We start from the raw sequence: 20,588 nt of genomic DNA, 5'->3' as shown, positions 1-20,588 counted from the left end.
AGGAGGCTTGTAATCTTGTACCAGAAAAGACCATCTGTGCCGGCGCTGACTAGCCTGCTCGTTTTTAACTTAGTGTTCATCATCATGCAGATAAGTGGCTTTTTTAGGTATACGAAGGCTAACACAGAAGGCAATAATCAGCATAATTGTGATATAGATGTAGAATGTATGTTCAGATCCTATATTCTTTAAGTTGAGGGCCACAAATTCGGCACTACCGCCAAAAACTGCGTTTGCAATAGCGTATGATAAACCCACCCCGAGGGCACGTACTTCTACAGGAAACATTTCAGACTTTACTATACCGGCAATGGAGGTATAAAAACTAATGATACCGAAGGCCAGGATAATAATGATAAACGCAATATAGGGGTTCTGTTGGATATGGTTGAGGCTCAGGAAAATGGGGTAGGTAAAGAGGGCGCCTAAGCCCGAGAATAACAACATCGAATTCCGTCGTCCAATACGATCGGATAGGGAGCCAAACAAGGGTTGAATAAGCATAAACACAAACAAGGCTGCCGTCATAATTCGTGTTGCTGTAGGCGTCGTAAAATTACTGCTGTTGATAAGGTACTTTTGCATGTAGGTAGTAAAGGTATAGAAAATTAAAGACCCCCCTGCCGTATACCCCAGAACGGTAAAAAATGCCGCGCTATGTTTTGTGAACAGCTCTTTCAACGTTCCTGCACCTTTATGTTTCTGTGCCTCCTTGGGGGCCGTTTCCTTAAGGTGTCGGCGAAGATAAAGCGATAGTAAGGCCGCCAGAGCGCCCAATACAAAGGGTATCCGCCATGCCCAGCTGTGCATGGCTTCAGAGCTTACGGTGAGCTCCATAATCAATAATACCAAGGATGCTAAAAGCTGTCCGCCAATAAGCGTTACATACTGAAAGGAGGAGAAAAAGCCCCGCTTTTTGGGCAAGGCTACTTCACTCATGTATGTTGCGGTAGCGCCATACTCGCCGCCAACGGATAAACCTTGGATAAGACGGGCGAGCAGAAGTAGAATAGGGGCAAAGACACCAATTTGTGCATGTGTAGGTAAGCACGCAATTAATAAAGAGCCAAAAAACATCATGATAATAGAAGTTACCATGGATTTTTTACGGCCATGCCTATCGGCAATACGTCCAAAAATCCAACCCCCAATTGGGCGCATCAGAAAGCCTACAGCAAAGATGGCGGCAGTCTTTATTAACTGTGAGGTGGAATCTCCTTCTGGAAAAAACAGGTGCGCAAAATATATGGAGGAAAAGGCGTAAATATAAAAGTCGAACCATTCGACAAGGTTTCCAGAAGATGCACTCACTATGGCTATAATACTCTTTTTGCGAAGCTCTTGATAGCTTTGATCAGAATCAGCTGATTTTTTCATCGATGTATAATTTAGTTATGTTGGTGATAAGGAATAGGTACAGAAGTACCAATGCCCGTTTGTGTTGGCAACAAAATTGTAAAAGTTTTGTTGCAAATACAAAGTAGCTAAAAAAAATTAAAACCCGAATACTAGGCCCTTAAAAAGTAATCGCATGCATCGTATGTGGGTTCATTTGTAGTTATTGTTCGGTTAATTATTGCTTCTAATACGATCAAAAATATTTCGGCCGGCTGATTTGTGGGGCTTAAAATCAACAAAATAGGCCTTATCTACGACTTTCCATTTGCGCATTGAACTGTCGACCTAGATATGCTTTTCTATTGGCAAACGGATCTTTTATGAGACTCTTTTTGCTGAACCTTTACATTGGTGCAATGTCTTTGTTGTCATACCTGACCCCTGGCTCAAATTCTATTTTTGCACGCGTTGATATTGTATCACCCGTTTAAATAATAACGGCAGTACTTCTCCAACTATTCGTGCATGTAAGTTAATCTCTCCTTGAAAAAGCTATCGAGGGAATAAATGAACTCGTATTTCTGTTGATCGAGTGTTTAAGGTATTCGAACAAGATGATGTTGTGTCCGTCAATTTTTATTGGATTTTGCCTAAGAAAGTTAGGATCGCAGGTTGCTGTGGTACCCGTTTTTTTTGACGGGTCTTGCTTGCTTTTTTTTCAGGTGACGCATTACAGGGTAAGCTATAAACCCTATCCAGACCAGTTTTCTCGGTCTAAGCTCCGAAATTGTATCGCCTCGGCAAGGTGTTCATTTTTGATGCGCTCAGAGCCGTCCAGGTCGGCAATGGTACGTGCCACTTTGAGGATGCGGTCATAGGCACGCGCTGATAGGTTCAGGCGCTGCATTGCATTTAAGAGCAGTGTTTTTCCCGTCTCCTCGATTTGGCATACCTCGCGTAATGATTTGCTGCTCATATGGGCGTTGCAGTGTACATGTTGCGACTGCTGAAAGCGGGTTTCCTGCATAAGGCGTGCCTGTATCACGCGTGTACGTATGGCCTCACTTCTTTCGGATGTACGGCTGCTGCTGAGCTCGGTAAAGGCTACCGGTGTAACTTCTACATGGAGGTCAATTCGATCCAATAAGGGGCCGGATATTTTGCTGAGGTACCGCTGTACCAACGTGGGGCCACAGACGCAAGAGATTTCCGGGTGGTTATGAAAACCACAAGGGCAGGGGTTCATCGATGCTATAAGCATAAAGCTAGCTGGATACTCGACACTGAATTTGGCTCTTGAAATATGGATATGCCTTGACTCCAGTGGCTGCCGCATCACCTCCAGTACGGTTCTTTTAAACTCGGGTAGCTCATCTAAAAATAAAACCCCATTATGTGCAAGCGATATTTCGCCAGGTTGTGGGTGGGTGCCGCCGCCAACAAGAGCGACATCTGAAATGGTATGGTGCGGCGACCGAAACGGCCTTCTGTGCATTAAAGATTCCGCCGCCGACAGGTATCCCGAAACGGAGTGGATCTTCGTTGTCTCCAGCGACTCTTCAAGTGTTAAGGGCGGTAGTATGGTCGGCAATCTTTTGGCGAGCATTGTTTTTCCGGCACCTGGAGGGCCTATTAATATCACATTATGCCCCCCAGCGGCAGCGATTTCCAAGGCACGTTTTATATTTTCCTGTCCTTTAACATCGGCAAAGTCTATATCATACTTATCAAAATGCTGCTGAAATTCAGCTTCAAGATCTACGATGGTAGGTGTTAATGCCTGCTCCTCCGTGAAAAACTGCACCACCTGTTTAATATGGTCTACCCCGTAAACCTCCATATCCGAAACTATGGCTGCCTCGCGGGCATTTTGTGTCGGTAAAATAATACCCTTAAAACCGTCGGTTTTGGCTTGCATCGTAATTGGCAGGACACCCCTTACAGGAAGTATGCTGCCATCTAAAGAGAGCTCCCCAAGGATAAGGTAATCTGCAGTCTTCGCGCAGGGAATCTGTGCAGAAGCCGCTAAAATCCCCACCGCAATGCCAAGGTCATAGGAAGACCCCTCTTTGCGGATATCTGCCGGGGCCAGATTAACGACAATTTTTTGTCGGGGCATACGGTGCTCTATATTAATTATGGCTGTTTCGATACGCCTTAAGCTTTCTTTTACCGCATTGTCGGGTAGTCCAACAATAAAATATTTTGTGCCAGTGGTGATATTTACTTCAATGGTAATGCTGTAGGCTTCGATACCCTGTACAGCACTGCTATAGGTTTTTACAAGCATAAGGTATATAATGGATGGTCTTTTAAATATAAAGGTATTGCCCTGTATAAAAAAATGACTTTCCTTAGGTGTTTTTGGCCTTAAGTCTTGCGTGAACGGCAGCTTCTAAACCTGTCAAAATGGCGTGCATTTATTCCGCCTTAGGGATATATAAATTGCAAATGTCAGTACTACGCTAAACTTTTACCCATTCCTGCACGCTAAAACTAGAATTATGCCTTCTTTTCTCAAATGCGGAGTTTGGACTTGTTTTTGCTGTTTATTAATAAATCGTTTCCGAAATATTGCAGATAAAGGCAAATTATTCTAAACGTTTTAGACCTTTAGCTGTTATTATAGTGACGCGTTTACTTAAGAAATCGTACATATTAAATTATAAAAAAATGAAGGATAGCGGAAAAATTGTAACAGCATTATTAGCTGGCTTGGCAGCAGGAGCTGTATTGGGGGTGTTGTTTGCTCCAGAAAAAGGAACTGAAACAAGAGAAAAGATCAATGATTCATTGGCTGATTTAGGTGATGCACTTAAAGAACGTGCAGAAGAGCAATTCGATCAGTTGAACGATTTTAAAGAAAAGATTGTTGCTACGTTAAAAGGAAAATTATCGCATGCAGAGTCGATCATCGAAGATGAAATTGAAGAGCATGCTTAACATGCGCTTGAATCTGTGTAATAGTTGTTTTAATATAGTATGCCACAGTACGGTATATAACGGTATTGTGGCATAATTTAAAGGCCTTTTGAATGGACGATAAAAAATTTTCATTATCCGGGAGTTTCCAAAAAACCAAGGAGTATTTAGATACCCAGCTGGAACTTATAAAACTTAAAGTTATTGCTAAAGGCTCGCGCTTAATCGGTGCCATAGTTTTGGATATAACCAAGTTGGTGTTATGCTTAGTGATTGTCTTTTTTCTTTCCCTAGCCTTAGGCTTTTTTCTAGGCGAATTATTGCATAGCAATGCTTTAGGATTCTTAGCTACTGCAGGAATATTTATGCTGCTTTTAGTTATCATTCGTGCTATAGAACCTAAATTGGAAGCTAAATTTATGGACCTTTCGATAAAAAAAATATTGCATAAATTGAGTGATGATGAAGCGGAATTAAATCCGCAAGATGCTAAGGCATCCGATGCCGATACTTCGGTCCATAATCATAACCATAACCCTAACCCTAACCCTACGCCTGAAGCGGCTAAAGAGAATACTGCACCCTAATTATTTTAAGATAGAGGATTTATTATTATGAAGGTTAAAGTTAATAACATGCGTGAGTTAAGAGCTGAAATTGCTCGGTTGAGTGTACTTAAGACACAGCAGGAGGCTTATCTTTCCGATCAATATAGACTATTGGCTGAAAAGGTGGAGACGCCGTGGCGTGTTGTTAATAATATACTATCTAATGTCCCTGGGGTGGGTATAGTACGCGGCATTGCTTCTTCCTTAGGGGCCATAAATAAGCCCACTGCTGGCGGTAAACGCGACTGGCTTACACGTATAATGCAACTGGGGCTGCCCTTGGTACTGAATAGAACCATGCTTAAAAATGCAGGCTGGTTAAAAAAATCACTTGTACTGCTGGCTTCCGAGAGTGCTGCAAGTCAAGTTACGACCGATCGGGTCGATTCGGTATTAAGTAAAGTCGCTAATTTTATTAGACCTAAAAAGAATAAAAAAAAGCATAAAGATATGGATGCTCTGAAAGATGAGGATGCTGCCTTTAACTTCGGTGTTACCCCCAACGAGAAATCTTAGCTTAGCTTAGCGCTGAAATCTAGCGCTATCGGGTCTTAAATCTCCTTTAGTTTTCTTATTTTTGCCTCATAAATTTTAGTATGGGTAAAGATAAATTAAGAAAATTTGCGGAGGTTTCTACGTTTAAAAATGTAGTTCAACTGGATGCCGGAAAAGAATATAAAGGCCAATGGTCGTCAAAATTTTTTGGAAACGATAAGCCTTTAATCTTAGAACTAGCCTGTGGTAAAGGCGAGTATACGGTAAACCTTGCCAAGCAATTTCCGGATTATAATTTTATTGGAATAGATTATAAGGGAAACAGAATTTGGCGTGGTGCCAAAACGGCCTTGGAAGAGGGCATTTCGAATGTTGGTTTTTTACGTATTCAGATTGAAACGATTTTGGAGCATTTTGCGGCACAAGAAATTGCTGAAATTTGGATTACCTTCCCGGATCCGCAGCCACAAGACAGTCGTGAGAAAAAAAGACTGACCAATCCTAAGTTTTTAGAGCGTTATAAATATATCTTAAAAGATAACGGTATTATGCACTTAAAAACCGATAGCGATGGTTTTTATGCCTACACCATGGAGCAGATTGAGGCCTTAAAGCTGCCTGTACGTAAACAAACAACAGACCTATATCATTCTGATCTGGTCGACGACGTGTTGTCCATAAAAACATATTACGAGAGAAAATACCTCGCCGTAGATAAAAATATAAATTACGTGTCTTTCACATTTTAAGCCAACTAAAAAGGAGCTTTGTATAGGATGAAGCTCCTTTTTAGTTATTTTATTGCCAGCCACCCCCTAAGGATCGATATAGGTTAACATACGCTTCCAATTGCTTTTGCTCCAACTCTACCAAAGCCAAATCACTGTTTAAGGCATTACTCTGTGCAGTTATAACCTCCAGGTAGGTTGCATAACCACTGCGAAATAAAAGGCCAGCATTGCGTACCGCCAGCTGTGCATTATTCACTCTTTTCTTGGCATAGTCTAATTGCTGATGCTGTTTGCTGACGGTGATAATCGCATTGGATACCTCGTTTACGGCTTCCAATACCGTTTGCTGCAAACCAAGCTCTGCCTTCTCCCGGTTTAATTTGGCAACCTCATAATTGGTTTTTAAGGTTCTATTTTTGAATATCGGAGCGGTAAGGCTTCCGGACACATTCCCTAAAAGCGCCCCCGGTATATTGAACCAATTTTTAGGAAGCATGGCATTGACACCCAATGCACCACCTAAGGCCAGTGTGGGGTAACGCAGGGCTTGATTGATATTGGCATCGGCATTTGCCGAAATTAGGGCCAGCTCAGCACTACGGATGTCAGGGCGATTGCGTACAATAGCCACAGGCGAGCCTAAGGAAAGGTCAAAATTTTCCTTATTGCCAAAGATGCCGTCAAAGTCTTTGATACGCGATACCCGGTCCGGTAGGCGGCCGGTTAACAGCTGTAAAGTATTTTCCTGTATCAGCATCTGTTTTTCCAGTTCAGGCACCAGCGACTCGGCTAATAAGCGCTGCGATTCAGTTTGTTGTATCGCCAAAGCCGATATTTCTCCTGATGCATATTGCAGCTGTATCATATGTAATGTACTGTCGTTCAACTGCACATTGCGTCGTGCTACCTCAATTTTAGCATCTAACATCAGCAGGTTAAAATAGCCCTGAGCAACCTCCGTAATCAGCTTTGTCTGTATGGCTTTCCGCGCTTCATGGGTATTTAAGTATGCCGCATTCAGCTTATCGCTGTTGTTGCTGATTTTGCCCCAGATATCCAGCTCCCAGCTAAAATTTAACTGCGTACCAAATTGCGATACATAGGTATACATATCCTCGGGAGCATCCTTTCCTTTATGCCCATACCAGCGCGTAGAAGGACCACTATTAAAATCAGACGACCGCCATTGCTTATTTGCCGAGGCGATATCAGCCGTCACCGTAGGGAAGTAATTGGCCTTATTCTGGAGCAACTGCCGTTGTGCAATAGTAATATTCAATAGCGCTGTTTTCATGTCGTAATTAAAATGTAGCGCCGAGTCGATAAGGGCTATTAAGGTACTATCCTGAAAAAAATCCCGCCATTTTATTTCCGCAATACCCAGCGTATCATCCGCGTTTGTTAGGGTACTATCCGTTCGAAAACGCTCGGGCAACTGTAGCTGCGGTTGTTTATATTTTTGCCCCACCTTACAACCATGTAATAGGATCAAAATGGTTAAAATACCCAAAAGGGGTAGTAATGTGTTATATTTTTTCATACGTTAATCCTCCTCCTCTTGTAATTTTTCTTTTATTTTTTCGTCCAACCCTTTAAATACGATAAACAGAACGGGGATAATAAAAATGCCAAAGGCGACGCCAAACAACATGCCTCCTGCGGCCGAGAAACTGATCGAGTGGTTACCAATGGCCGAAGGCCCTACAGTCCACATCAAAGGCACCAAACCCGCGATAAAGGCTAAACTTGTCATAAGAATAGGGCGCAAGCGCAGCCTGGCACCATTTAGGGCTGCATCTACCAATGAAGCGCCCTTCTGACGTTCCTGTAAGGCAAACTCAATAATTAAAATTGCATTTTTTGCCAATAGTCCAATCAGCATAATAAGGCCTACCTGCACATAAATATTATTTTGCAGTCCGACCAAGGCGATCGTCGTATATACCCCCAGCAAACCGACAGGTACCGATAATAAGATGGCCCAGGGTAAGATATAACTTTCATACTGCGCGGCCAATAAGAAATAAACAAACAAGATACTGAGCACAAATATTAAAGCCGTTTGCGATCCAGACTGGCTTTCTTCAAAACTCATACCCGTCCATTCGAAACCATAGTTTCCCGGTAGCTTCTCCTCGGCATGCTCCTGAATAGCCTGCATAGCATCGCCCGTACTAAAGCCCTTTGCCGGCGTAACATTTATCGCAATAGAATTATACAAATTATAACGCGTAATGGTTTCGGGGCCTACAACTTTTTCCAGCGTTAATACCGTGTTTATAGGTACCATTTTACCCTCATTGTTCCGTACAAAAATAGAATTAAAAGACTCCGGATCTTTTCTGTAATCGAAGTCCGATTGCACATACACACGGTACTGTCGGCCAAAGCGGCTGAAATCCCCCGCCTGCACACGCGCAAAATACGAACGTATGGTCGACATGAGCACATTAATACTTACGCCAAGGGACTTTGCTTTAACCACATCGATATTTACCTCATACTGCGGGAAGTTAGCCTTGAAAGAAGTATAGGCCGATTCAATCTGTGGGAGCTCATTCAATGCATTGATAAAGGTATCTGCGATGGTATTAAAGCTGCGGATATCGCCCCCCATACGATCTTGCAACACCATTTCTATGCCGGCGAAATCGCCAAAGCCCTGCACTGTTGGTCTCGGAAACACCGTAAACTTAGCTTCATTAATTTGCGCTAAATCCTGCCGTATGGTATCCATAAAGGCCTGAATATTTTTTATTTTCTTGCGGTCAGCATGCGGGTATAAATTAATATACCCGGCAGCAAAAGCAGGGCTCGAGCCACCATCAAGGGCGTTATAACCCGATACGGTGGTCATACCCATGATATCCTCCCGTTTTTTTAAGATGCTATCCGCACGGTGTAGTACCTCGGTGGTACGGGCCAGCGATGCGCCTGGCGGCATAGCCAATGCATACGTTACAAAACCATCATCCTCGGTAGGGATAAAACTCTTTGGCGAGCGCAGCATTAACAACACACCCAACGCCGTTAATACAAAGAGACCGGTCCAAGCATACGATTTGCGGGCTATTAAAAAACGGACCACAGAAATATACCTGTTGGTTAGTCTATCAAAGGAGGTATTGAAGTGTTGGAAAAAGCGGTCTTTAAACTGTGCAACCCTATTCTTTTTAGGTAGACCCGTAGCATCCAGCCCATGCCCATGGCCATGGGTTGGTGCTTTTAACAGCAAAGCACAGAGGGCAGGGCTCAGCGTTAAGGCATTGATAGCCGATATAAAAATCGCTGTCGCCAGGGTATACGCAAATTGGCGGTAAAATATTCCTGCCGGGCCCTCCATAAAGCCTACCGGCAAAAAGACAGCAGCCATAACCATCGTTATGGATAAAATAGCTCCTGTAATTTCCGACATTGTAGCTAATGTAGCCGCTTTAGCCTTCATGCCAGTATCGTGCATCTTTTGGTGTATGGCTTCGACCACGACAATGGCGTCATCCACCACAATACCGATGGCCAACACCAAGGCAAACATGGTTAATACATTTAAGGAAAAACCAAATAGCTGCAGGAAGAAAAACGTACCCACCAACGATACCGGAATGGCAATCGCGGGTATAAGTGTAGACCTAAAATCCTGTAAAAAGATAAAGACAATAATAAATACTAAGATAAATGCTTCAAATAAGGTATGTTTTACCTGACTGATGGAAGCATCGATCTGGTCGCGAACAGAATAGGTTACCTCATAATGAATACCCTCTGGAAATGTCTTCGCCTGCTCTTCCAATACCTTACGAACGGCTATATCAATATCATGCGCATTGGAACCACTCGTTTGAGTAAGATTTAGTGTAAGGCCTGGAAAGCCATTCACCTGGTTGTCGCTACTTAAATTAGTTGCACCAAACTCTACGCGGGCAATGTCGCGGAGGTACAATACCGATCCGTCTTTATTGGTTTTTATAACAATATTCTGAAACTCCTCGGGTTCACTTAAACGCCCTTTATGCTTAATAACTGTTTCAAAGGCCTCATCCGAAGTTTCGCCGAATTTTCCGGGAGCAATTTCAAAGTTCTGGTCCTTGATAGCATCCAGCACATCCTTAGGCACAAGATTATACAAAGCCAGCTTTTCGGGATTCAACCATAAACGCATGGCATAATCGCGGGCGCCAAGGCGCGACACCTGCGCGACACCGTCGACCCGCAGCAAGGGGCGCATTAAGTTAATCTGCGCATAAGCCTGCAGAAAGGTCTCGTCGTATGCGCTATCTTGATGGTCGGAGAATAGATTGATGGTCATAATAACACCACTCTGTCGCGGCATCACCGTAATTCCCGACTCGTTGACCTCGGCAGGAATGGAACTTATGGCCTTAGATATACGCGTTTGTACATTTACCGAGGCAATCTCTGGGTTTGTTCCCGTTTTAAAGAAAACTTGAACCGAACCCGCGCCAGAGTTGCTTGCCGACGACTTAATATAGGTCATATTTTCGACACCGTTTATGGCCTCTTCAATGGGCAGTAGCACCGACTTCGCTACTGTCTCGGCTGTTGCACCCGGGTAACTTAGCGACACGATAACACTCGGAGGTGCAATCTCGGGAAACCGGGTAACAGGCAACATCTTTAGGCCTACAATCCCTAACAATACCAAGAGTATGGATATTACGGTGGCGAGTACAGGTTTTTGTATAAACGTTTTAAGCATATGTATTTACGGTTTGTAGACAATATAAAGCCTTGCCACATCCATTGGGGATGCAGCAAAGCCGTGAAAACATGATTTAGCGATTAAATAGGAGTGATGGTCGAGCCATCGGTAAGTTTGTCAAAACCAGATGTGAGCACACGATCTCCTTCTTCCAAGCCCTCGGCCACGATATAGTTGGCCTGGCTTTTGCCCACGATACGGATATTCCGTCGTTGCACTTTATTGTTGGAATCTAGTATATATACAAACGTACGGTCTTGCAATTCATTGGTTGCAATCTGAGGAACCTGAATAACATCCTTCTTGATTTCGGTAACCTTTAACGTACCACTACTTCCGGAGCGAAGGATATTATCCCGATTCTGGAAGGTCGCCCGAAGCGATATAGCGCCTGTGGTGCGGTCTACCTGTCCGTTTACAGCATCGACGATCCCTTTTTTAGGATACTCCTCGCCATCGGCCAACACTAAGGTTACCTCTGGAAAGGTAAGTTTATTATGCTGGTTGTATACAATACCGGCAAGGCTGTCCTGTTTGGCTTTGGCCTTGGAGAAATACAGGTAGTCAGATTCGTTCATCGCAAAGTAAACATACACATCCTGTATATCGGATAAGAAGGTTAAAGGCTCCTTATCCCCTTTGCTGACTAAGTTTCCTATACGTTTCGGAATACGACCGATATAGCCACTAACTGGTGCTGTAATAATCGTGAAATCCTTGCTTATCTGGGCACTGCGCACTGCTGCCGACGCCTGATCTAGTGTAGCTTTCGCCACCTGGTAATCCGATTCTGCGGCGGCAAGTTTGACGCTGGAAATTACGTCATTTTCCACCAAAGGTTTTAAACGGTCGATTTCTAATTTTGCATTTTTTAGTTTAGCTTTTGCAACCTGCTCGGTGGCAATGGTATTGTTAAGGCTCTCCTGGTAAGTCGAAGGGTCAATCTTAAATAGCTTTTGCCCCTTCTGCACATAAGCACCCTCATCCACATAAATCTCCTGCAAAAGACCCTCCACCTGAGGACGTATCTCTACGTTTACTTTTCCTTCTATAGTGCCAATATAATCTTTTACCGTAACGGCATCTGTTCTTTTAACTTGGTATACGGGTAATGCCAAAGGTTTAACCTTATTTTCATGGTTCTTAGACAGCCCCGAAGAGCAGCCTATCTGGGCAATAGCGCTTCCTAAAATTGTCGATATAACAAGTATTCTAATAATTTTTTTCTGCAGTCTAAACATAGTGGTTATGTAATATGTAAACTTTGTTTTGTAACTCTTATGTTACATTGAGCTTCTTTATTACGTCATTTTAAACCAATTATTGTGCCATTCGCTTAATTTTAAGGTTTTTTCACACTTTGGCTGCGCAGGCAAATGGAATTTAAACCGCTTGTTTTTAGTGGTATAGGTCCATTTTTAAAGGCCGTGTAAAAATAAAAAACCAAACTCCGGTACGCGGGATTTAAAACATCAATACATCATAAAACAGGCAATTTATCCCTGAAAATCCTAAAAATTAGCGGTTTTGCTGGCGAAAAATATGTCCCGTAAATTAATTTAAAAGAAAATAACACTTGTTATTTGATTTCGTTACTAACGGATTAATTTATTTTTCAAGTTCTTTTATCCATTGAAGAACTAACAAAGAGCCTGCACCATAAATTGCGCCGTGATCAAATCCCTCAAGCTGTGCCAGTCTAGTTTGCCGATGTCCCACCTGTTTTAATACCGCGGCTAAGTGTGCATTCTCTTCATAGCGTGCGGGCAGTTCCAACAGCCGATCCCCAGTAATCAATAAAATCGGTGGGGCATCATTACGGGCATAAGTTATGGGGGCATACAGATCAATCTGCGGGATAGCTATATCCTGTCCGCGTTCCTTTTTAATGGTATAATGCGTGTTCGTTTGCCCACTAATTGGCGCCAGTCCCCTAATCTTATTCGCATCGACGCCATATTTTTGGAGGTACCGCTTATCTAAGCCCACCATTAGGGCTAAGTATCCTCCGGCAGAATGCCCTGATACATATATTTTGGACGCGTCGCCGCCGTAAAGGCTAATATGAGAAAATGCCCAGGCCACGGCTTCTGCCGCATCCTCCAAATATCCTGGTGCTTCAGTATGAGGACTAAGCCTATGATTTACGGCAATTACTGCAATGCCCTTTTCTTTAAGTTCTTCTGGTATATACTTATTCCCAGCTTCGAGGCCGCCGCCATGGAACCAAATAACTGTAGCGAAGCCTTTCTGCGCGGTAGGCATATACAAGTCAAGTTTGCATCGCTCTTTTTTGTAGGCATCTGTATCGCTTGCAGTGCCGTAATAGATATCGGTAATAGTTTGGTACGGCTGTGCAAAAGTCAGATACGGCGAAAGCCCCAAAAAGAGTACAAAGAGGAATTTGGCATACATAAAATAGCGTTTAGGTTTATTTCAGCTTAAATATAACAAAACTATGGTAAACTTATCCCCTTTGACTAAATTAAATAGTCCCCGATAAATTGGTGCAGTGGCTGAGGAGGGTTACGGTACCGGCGGTACCTAAAAAAAGGCTGTATCCAATTTACTTGCGGATACAGCCTCTATATTATGCTTCAGATTTTACAATCTTTTTATGCTTACGTTTCGAGATTTTATCTGCGTTTACCGGTTGCGGTACCTTAACATAGTATCCGGTACCATCATATGTACGGTTATTAGGGTTTTCTTTACAAGCATCCGAACAACAGCCTTGCATCTCCCAACCACATGCATCACATTGCGTGAAGTGCTCGTTACAAACGGGGTTGGCACAGTTAATCATTTTGGAGGTGGTTTTACCACAGTTTTTACAGGTTGAAACGATATTGGGGTTTACCGAATTAACGTCTACGGTAACGCGGTTGTCAAAGACATAACACTGCCCCTCAAAATCTTGTCCGCCAACCTCTTTGCCGTATTTAATAATACCGCCATGCAATTGGTAAACATCCTCAAAACCCTCTTTTAAAAGTAAGGCCGAAGCTTTTTCACATTTGATACCACCTGTACAGTACGTCAATATTTTTTTTCCTTTGTATTGTTCCAGCTCTTTAATCTTTTCTGGAAACTCCCGAAAATTATCGATATCAAGGGTAACGGCATTTTTAAAGTGCCCGACATTATGCTCGTAGTTTGATCGTACATCCAGAACAACAACGTCGTCGCTATCTTTCATCGCCAGAAACTCTTTCGGCTCCAGGTGTACACCTGTTTGAATATTCGGGTCGATAACCTTAGGATCGCGTAAACCAGAGTGTACAATTTCGGGTTTATAACGGCAGTGCATTTTTATAAATGACGGCTCTGCAACATCGTCGATTTTAAAATCAGTTTTAGCAAACCGTGGATCTGCATGTATGGCATCCATATAAGATTTGCAGGCATCTGCAGTACCTGAAACGGTGCCATTTAAACCTTCATCGGCAACGATAATACGGCCTAAAAGTCCTAGAGATTTACAAAATTCTAAATGATCTTCAGCAAATTTCTCTGCATTTTCGATAGGGCTGTAACAGTAGTACAGCAAAGTTTGATAGTGTGTCATATGTGCATTGATACCGCTGCAAACGGCGTTTAATGGTAAAATTATTCGACAAAGATAAGCAAATTGAAGAAATAAATATGGACGGCAATCACTTTTTGATTAAGGGGTTAAGCAGGTATTCCAAACCGTTCAGTTTTATTTCATATAATGTGGCCAACAGCATTCCTAATTTACCTGCCGGAAAGCCTTTCTGGTTAAACCATACCAGGTACGATTCGGGTAAACGGCATAATAACCAGCCCTGGTATTTGCCAAAAGGCATTTTGGTATTGGCTAAGGCTACCAATATTTCCGGATTTAAGCTGTTATTCTCTGGTTTTGCCATGACGTATGCGGTAAAAGAGTAAACGGAGGGCAATAATGCCGTGGTTAATGATATTGCGGAAACTGCCGTAATGTTTTTTGAAGATGCTGTACCGCTCCTGCAGACTTTGCTGATGTCTTTTTTGCGACATCCCTCCAACAAGGTATCGGGCCACATAATGGTCTACATATTGGCTACTTTTCGCAGCCTTGGCCGACCGTATTACCCAATCGATATCGGCGGACAGCTGATACTGTAGATCATAGGCAGGGGCAATATTGCGTTTAACATAAATTGCCTGGTGGCATATCGACATCCCATACTGAAAAGACTGCCAATTGAAATGCCGTGGTGCCTTATGTCTGCGGTCGCCGATAATGTTTCGGTTTTCATCGACTAATTTTGTTTCACCATAAATAATATCCGCCTGATTGCCGCGGGAAACCACCGTTGCTAGGGTGTCGCTATCGTATAAAGCATCGCCAGAATTTAGAAAAAGAACATAGTCGCCGGTAGCTAAAGCCAAGCCTTTGTTCATGGCATCATAGATGCCCTTATCCTTTTCAGAAATCAGGGTGGTAATATAGTTCTTATAGCGCGCTATAACCGCCATGGTGCCATCCGTAGAAGCGCCATCGATAATAATATATTCAATATTAGTGTAAGTCTGTTGCACAACAGACTGTAGGGTATATTCAATGTCGCGGACATTGTTGTATACAATGGTGATAATAGATATTTTGGGTTCCAACACAATTACATTCCAATATTTTTCAAGCGTTTTTTTGCATAACGGATACTACGCTCTAACAGCGAGCCCTTGCGATTTTTGTAAAAGTACTGAATCGCTTGATAAGCAGCGGTATTTTCTTCCAATTCTTTTGGGAAAGCAGTAAGTGCCTTGTTGGCAAGCTCCACCTGGTATACCGTGTCGGCGTCGGAGTGCGTGCCAGACCCATCGGTGCCCATATTCTGTATCATCGACTGCCGTGGGTATAAAACCAAACCCTGTTGGTTAAATATCGAAAGATACCATCGTATAGCCCAGGAGTTAATTTTACCGGCTTTAAACTGCTGCACCTGTTTCCAGAAGTTTTCGCTATGGTCTAGGGTAAAGCGTTTTATGTCTGCCTTGGTAAAATCTTTTGTCAGGGCTTCAATATCGGGGTTAAAGTGCTTCCATGCGCGGTCCCAGGTTGCCCAACCCCAGCTATTGGCGACGCGGAAAAAAAATGCTTCGGGCAGCTGATCTGCATCTTTTACCGGGTACATATACCCGCTGATCTCCATGACCTGCTCCTGTGTACGGTAGGTTTCCAACGCGTCGTTAAAGTACTGAAGGCCATAGGTGCTGATTTCTAAATCATCTTCTAATACAATGACCTGACCATACCTCTCGATAACCTGTGTTACCCCTGATATAATGTTTTGGGCAAGGCCAAAATTTCTCTCCCGTTCAATAATACTGACCTTTTGAAAGTGCCATGGTTCCGCGATTAGTGCCCTTACTTTATTTACGTTGTCGACATCAGACGCACTTTTTGCGCCATCAGAGAATATAATTACATGGCTGTCGGCAGCTAATATGGCACGCTCCAAAGCAGCTAATGTTTTGCGTGTATGTCTAGGTCGATTATATACAAATAATACAATAGGGGCGGTAGTGGGCATTTTAAATATTTAAAATATTATTGGATCTGTAAAAAACTGTCGTACATTTTCTATGTATAGCTCCGATGGCGATACCAGAAAAGGGCAGCTGTTTAAAACCTTCGGTATGCATAAACGTAAAGGCCTCGCCATACTTCGTTCTTTCCGAGTCGTCTAAAATAATAACCCCTTGCGGGCTTAATTTTTGTATGGCATTTTTAATACAAGCCACTCGGTTTCTGCCATCGATAAGGATGATATCAAAATAGCCCTCTTCGGCAAGGATAGCTTTTTCATAGACCTGATTTGTTAAGGGGAGCAAGGAAATATGCACATTTTCTGCGAAAGATGCTTTTACCTGCTCGTACCAAGCCTTATCATGCTCTATACTGCGTACAAAATTAACAATTTTAGAAAAATATAAGGTAGAATTTCCGGCGCCATATTCAAACAAGCGCATATTGGCCTTTAAGCGGCCATCTAGAAAATCCAAAAAAGAGTAGGTAAGCCAGGGAATAGGGCTGTTGTCTAGTGCTAATGCCTGCTTTTTTTTATAAGAGAGAAGCCATCCCGTCTGTATAAAATAACCTTTTGCACTTAAGGATAGCAGTCCTCGAAGTATGCGTGCGTTAAATAACGTTTGATAAGAACCCTGTTTTTTCATGCGTAATTGGTTAGTTACCTAAACTTAGCAATTATTTTGAAAAGGATTTTGTAAAAAAATTTAAAAAGTGAAATAAAAAGTAAAGCGCGTACTAACAGAAGCCCTTGATAGCGTGTAGGTTTGAAGAGCAATAGTGCAAAGGTCGACATAAACTGTGCCATAACATTGGCATAGGCTACACCCATAATACCGTAGCGCGGTATAAGGTAAATATTGAGCAAAATAATGGCTATGGCGCCAATGAGGGTGCGTAGCAGCGTAATGCGTGTTAGTCCTTCGGCAATAAGATACTGCCCACTGGCTAAGCCTAGAAATACGAAAACTCCAGCCCATACATTTACGGCCAAGGCGGATGCACCAATTAAAAATTCAGGCCTTGTGCTGTAGATAAAGTCGAACAGATGCGGTGCCAGGAGGGTGATACCTAAGGCGATGCAAACACTGATGCCAACCATTAGATCGTATAGATTTGCCATACGCTTTAGGTACAGGTCAGGCTGATTTTTACGGAAATTCATAATGGCCGGGAATAGGGACGTACATATAGCAACGCCCACAAAATACCAGCTTTCCGTATACTGTAATACCGTTGAGTAAACCCCAGAGCTACTATTGCCTTGGTAGGCATCCAGCATGGTTTGCCCAATGCGCATATACAAGCTTATAAAGATGGCCGAAAAGGCCAATGGCCAGCCCATCCGCAAAAGGTTGACCGCAATTTTGGGGTCGAATCTCCATCGTAGTATTGAAGAGCCATTTTTTTTGTAAAAGAAAATATAACCTAGCTGCAGCAAGGCGACATCGATAACCAGCATAAAGATGAGTGCTGTTAAGCCGGCGTCTAACCATACCAGGACAGCCTTTATCGCTGCCGACAGGAGGTTTGCAATTACCTGCACAAACATGATGTATTTGCCTTGGGCCTTACTTTGGAAGTAGGAGTCGATAATCTGCGTAGACTGCACCAAACATATTAAGGTCATGATGCAGACCTGATTAAATGAAGCTGCCGGAGCGTGGCTTGCGTACTGCGCAATAAGGGTGTAGGTAAGCAGTATAAGCGGTATAGCGACCAGGCCACCGTATAAGCGTAACCGGAAGGCAGAGCCCATAATCCTGTTTTCCTGCTCGGGATGCTGCAGCAGCTGCCGCGTAACAAGGCTGTCGGTACCGAGCGTACATATCCCGGTAAAGAAAAATATCAGCGGATAGTTTAGTGCTCCGGTTTGCTCGCCGCCAAGGTACAATGGAATAAGAATGGCAGACACCATCATCTTTATTCCCAAGGTACCGACACGTGCTAACAGCAGCCAGCCTGTATTTTTGAAATATTTCTGAAAGGCTTCTGTACTAAATCCGGGTAGTGATGGTATGCGCATGATATGGATACAAACGTAAGCAAAATTTCGACAGAAGAGCTCCGCTCTTTATAAAACTTTTAATTGTTCGGCGAAGGCTTTCAGGGAGGGGTCTGAAGGATGCAGATCCGTAACCAGGTACCCAACTTCCTTAAGTGGAGCGACGCGCATTTTTTGATTGGAGTTTAGTTTTTCCGCTATACTCAAGATCGCGAGATTTTTGGCACAGCGTATCATCGCTCGTTTTACTTGCACTACCTCCCAATCAGAATCGGTAATCCCTTCCTCCAAAGATAAGCTGTTGGTTCCGAGTAAGCATAAGTCTACGCGGATATCGGCCAATTCATTGATAACCTGTGCCCCTGTCACAATATTGGTGTTGCGCGCCAAACGGCCGCCCAATAAGATAACATCAACATTTTCTTTTTCCGTTAATTCCAAGGCAACTAGCGGACTGATGGTGAAGAAGGTGCACTGTAGATCATTTGGAATTAAACGGGCCAACTCAATCATGGTTGTACCTCCTCCAATCAGAATGGTCATGCCACTGCTTATTAGCGAAAGTGCTTTACTCGCAATCTCTTTCTTTGCCTCTTTTGCATACACATTGCCCTCCTGAAACGGAAACTGGAAAGACTTGGAAAGTGCTCCTCCATATACTTTTATGACCTGGCCATTTTCTGCCAATTCATTTAAATCCCTGCGGATAGTGTCTTCAGATACATTTAGCTGAATGCTAAGATCTGAGGATAACACTTTATTGTGCAGGTTTATCTGATGAACGATATAGGCTTGTCTTTCTTCTTTTAGCATAATTTGTTGGTTTATATTGGTTTATGTATTACGGTTGTTTTTAGTTTATTCTTCACCTGGAGTTTGGGAATCATTTTTTTTAACAGTTTTTGTTAAGCCCGCTTTAAAACGAGGTTTAAAACCCGTAGGTTTCGCTGCTGCAGGAGTTGTTGTAGCTGTTGTATCTGTTGTTTCCTGTGCTTCTGCTGCTGGCGTTGTAACTGGTGCAGGGTTAGTCGCATCAGGCGGGGCAGTTTTTGTTAAGCCCGCTTTAAAACGAGGTTTAAAACCCGTAGGTTTTGCTGCTGCAGGAGTTGTTGTAGCCGTTGTATCTGTTGTTTCCTGTGCTTCTGCTGCAGGCGTTGTAACTGGTGCAGGGTTAGTCGCATCAGGTTCTGCAGTTTTTGTGAGTCCCGCTTTAAAACGAGGTTTAAAACCCGCAGGTTTCGCTGCTGCAGGAGTTGTTGTAGCTGTTGTATCTGTTGTTTCCGGTGCTGCTGCTGCTGGCGTTGTAACTGGTGCAGGGGAGTTCGCATCAGGTTCGGCAGTTTTTGTTAAGCCCGCTTTAAAACGAGGTTTAAAACCCGCAGGTTTCGCTGCTGCAGGAGTTGTTGTAGCCGTTGTATCTGTTGTTTCCTGTGCTGCTGCTGGCGTTGTAACTGGTGCAGGGTTAGTCGCGTCAGGTTCTGCAGTTTTTGTTAAGCCCGCTTTAAAACGAGGTTTAAAACCCGCAGGTTTTGCTGCTGCAGGAGTTGTTGTAGCCGTTGTATCTGTTGTTTCCTGTGCTGCTGCTACTGGCGTTGTAACTGGCGCAGGGTTAGTCGCATCAGATTCGGCAGTTTTTGTTAAGCCCGCTTTAAAACGAGGTTTAAAACCCGCAGGTTTTGCTGCTGCATCTGCTGGAGCTGAGCTATCCGGTAGGATTGCTGATTTTCCTGACGAATCGTTATCGGCATTATTTTCTGTAATCGGCTTTGAGTCCTTGTATATGGCCGCTGTGGTTTTAAAACGAGGTTTGAAACCCGCAGGTTTCGCTGCTGCATCCACTGCAGCTGTGCTAATAGCTGCTTTTTCAGCAGCGGGAGAGCTACTACTACCAGATTTCACCTCTTCGGATAGCCTGTAATTTTTGCGTAAGCGATTGAACCAAAATTTTTTGGAATGGTCAAAACTTTTTTCACCCATTGCCTTATAATGCATTTCAAACTCCCGATAGAGGGATTCATCTGCTATTCGTAAGGCGGTGAGGTCTATTTTTTTCTTAATAAAAAAATCTTCAAAACTCAGCATTTTCAAATTTAATGAATTGTAAACACATAAACCTATTAATTTGCGCGAACATGTAAAGATGAACGATCTGGGCTGCAGCAGTGAGCTTTGGTTTATAGGCTAGGTTCTAAACAACGATAAGCTACCCCAAAAGGTAGCTTATCGTTGT

General features: G+C 43.2%; 18 protein-coding genes. 4 read left to right on the top strand and 14 right to left on the bottom strand.

Going from position 1 to position 20,588, the window contains the following annotated elements; all coding sequences use genetic code 11:
* Window positions 1-69: 69 nt before the first annotated feature.
* Both ACL9RF_RS10815 and ACL9RF_RS10810 read right to left on the bottom strand, forming a co-directional pair.
* Window positions 70-1,377 carry an MFS family transporter gene (locus ACL9RF_RS10815; protein ID WP_422800641.1) on the bottom strand — a complete coding sequence of 436 codons (1,308 nt, stop codon included), beginning with the start codon at window positions 1,375-1,377 and terminating at the stop codon, window positions 70-72.
* A 712-nt stretch (window positions 1,378-2,089) separates the two neighbouring features.
* Window positions 2,090-3,628, bottom strand: a complete 1,539-nt coding sequence (locus tag ACL9RF_RS10810) for a YifB family Mg chelatase-like AAA ATPase (protein WP_422800640.1) — start codon at window positions 3,626-3,628, stop codon at window positions 2,090-2,092.
* 383 nt (window positions 3,629-4,011) lie between these two features.
* On the opposite strand from ACL9RF_RS10810, the gene ACL9RF_RS10805 reads away from it, so the two are divergent.
* From ACL9RF_RS10805 to trmB, 4 genes are all read left to right on the top strand, one after another.
* Window positions 4,012-4,281, top strand: a complete 270-nt coding sequence (locus tag ACL9RF_RS10805; RefSeq protein ID WP_422800639.1) for a YtxH domain-containing protein — start codon at window positions 4,012-4,014, stop codon at window positions 4,279-4,281.
* A gap of 92 nt (window positions 4,282-4,373) precedes the next feature.
* A complete protein-coding gene (locus tag ACL9RF_RS10800) occupies window positions 4,374-4,847 on the top strand; it encodes a phage holin family protein (RefSeq protein ID WP_422800638.1) in 474 nt (157 codons plus the stop codon).
* 27 nt (window positions 4,848-4,874) lie between these two features.
* On the top strand, window positions 4,875-5,384 hold the full coding sequence (locus tag ACL9RF_RS10795) for a hypothetical protein (protein WP_422800637.1): 510 nt from the start codon (window positions 4,875-4,877) through the stop codon (window positions 5,382-5,384).
* Window positions 5,385-5,464: 80 nt separating this feature from the next.
* On the top strand, window positions 5,465-6,112 hold the full coding sequence (gene trmB, locus ACL9RF_RS10790; protein ID WP_422800636.1) for a tRNA (guanosine(46)-N7)-methyltransferase TrmB: 648 nt from the start codon (window positions 5,465-5,467) through the stop codon (window positions 6,110-6,112).
* Between the two features lie 49 nt (window positions 6,113-6,161).
* On the opposite strand, the gene ACL9RF_RS10785 is transcribed toward trmB, so the two are convergent.
* From ACL9RF_RS10785 to ACL9RF_RS10730, 12 genes are all read right to left on the bottom strand, one after another.
* Window positions 6,162-7,634 (bottom strand): efflux transporter outer membrane subunit, encoded by a 1,473-nt coding sequence (locus ACL9RF_RS10785; RefSeq protein WP_422800635.1) that lies wholly within the window; start codon window positions 7,632-7,634, stop codon window positions 6,162-6,164.
* A gap of 3 nt (window positions 7,635-7,637) precedes the next feature.
* Entirely contained in the window at window positions 7,638-10,811 is a 3,174-nt protein-coding gene (locus ACL9RF_RS10780) for an efflux RND transporter permease subunit (RefSeq protein ID WP_422800634.1), read from the bottom strand.
* An 83-nt stretch (window positions 10,812-10,894) separates the two neighbouring features.
* Window positions 10,895-12,055 carry an efflux RND transporter periplasmic adaptor subunit gene (locus ACL9RF_RS10775; RefSeq protein ID WP_422800633.1) on the bottom strand — a complete coding sequence of 387 codons (1,161 nt, stop codon included), beginning with the start codon at window positions 12,053-12,055 and terminating at the stop codon, window positions 10,895-10,897.
* A gap of 367 nt (window positions 12,056-12,422) precedes the next feature.
* Window positions 12,423-13,229 (bottom strand): alpha/beta hydrolase, encoded by an 807-nt coding sequence (locus ACL9RF_RS10770; protein WP_422800632.1) that lies wholly within the window; start codon window positions 13,227-13,229, stop codon window positions 12,423-12,425.
* Between the two features lie 175 nt (window positions 13,230-13,404).
* Complete coding sequence (locus ACL9RF_RS10765; RefSeq protein ID WP_422800631.1) at window positions 13,405-14,382, bottom strand: rhodanese-related sulfurtransferase; 978 nt, start codon at window positions 14,380-14,382, stop codon at window positions 13,405-13,407.
* Window positions 14,383-14,470: 88 nt separating this feature from the next.
* Window positions 14,471-14,707, bottom strand: coding sequence for a DUF3820 family protein (locus ACL9RF_RS10760; protein ID WP_422800630.1), 237 nt, complete (start codon window positions 14,705-14,707; stop codon window positions 14,471-14,473).
* Entirely contained in the window at window positions 14,688-15,440 is a 753-nt protein-coding gene (locus ACL9RF_RS10755) for a glycosyltransferase family 2 protein (protein ID WP_422800629.1), read from the bottom strand. The genes ACL9RF_RS10760 and ACL9RF_RS10755 overlap by 20 nt, the downstream gene beginning before the upstream one ends.
* Window positions 15,441-15,442: 2 nt before the next feature.
* Entirely contained in the window at window positions 15,443-16,357 is a 915-nt protein-coding gene (locus ACL9RF_RS10750) for a glycosyltransferase (RefSeq protein ID WP_422800628.1), read from the bottom strand.
* Between the two features lies 1 nt (window position 16,358).
* Window positions 16,359-17,000 carry an FkbM family methyltransferase gene (locus tag ACL9RF_RS10745; protein ID WP_422800627.1) on the bottom strand — a complete coding sequence of 214 codons (642 nt, stop codon included), beginning with the start codon at window positions 16,998-17,000 and terminating at the stop codon, window positions 16,359-16,361.
* Window positions 17,001-17,014: 14 nt separating this feature from the next.
* Window positions 17,015-18,379 (bottom strand): flippase, encoded by a 1,365-nt coding sequence (locus ACL9RF_RS10740; RefSeq protein ID WP_422800626.1) that lies wholly within the window; start codon window positions 18,377-18,379, stop codon window positions 17,015-17,017.
* Window positions 18,380-18,427: 48 nt separating this feature from the next.
* Window positions 18,428-19,171, bottom strand: coding sequence for a DeoR/GlpR family DNA-binding transcription regulator (locus ACL9RF_RS10735; protein ID WP_422800625.1), 744 nt, complete (start codon window positions 19,169-19,171; stop codon window positions 18,428-18,430).
* A gap of 45 nt (window positions 19,172-19,216) precedes the next feature.
* Window positions 19,217-20,440, bottom strand: a complete 1,224-nt coding sequence (locus ACL9RF_RS10730) for a hypothetical protein (protein ID WP_422800624.1) — start codon at window positions 20,438-20,440, stop codon at window positions 19,217-19,219.
* Window positions 20,441-20,588: the final 148 nt, after the last annotated feature.

It is taken from the genome of Sphingobacterium sp. Mn56C (genome assembly GCF_049319645.1).
Taxonomy (GTDB): domain Bacteria; phylum Bacteroidota; class Bacteroidia; order Sphingobacteriales; family Sphingobacteriaceae; genus Sphingobacterium.
This window is presented reverse-complemented; position numbering and strand designations above follow the sequence as displayed.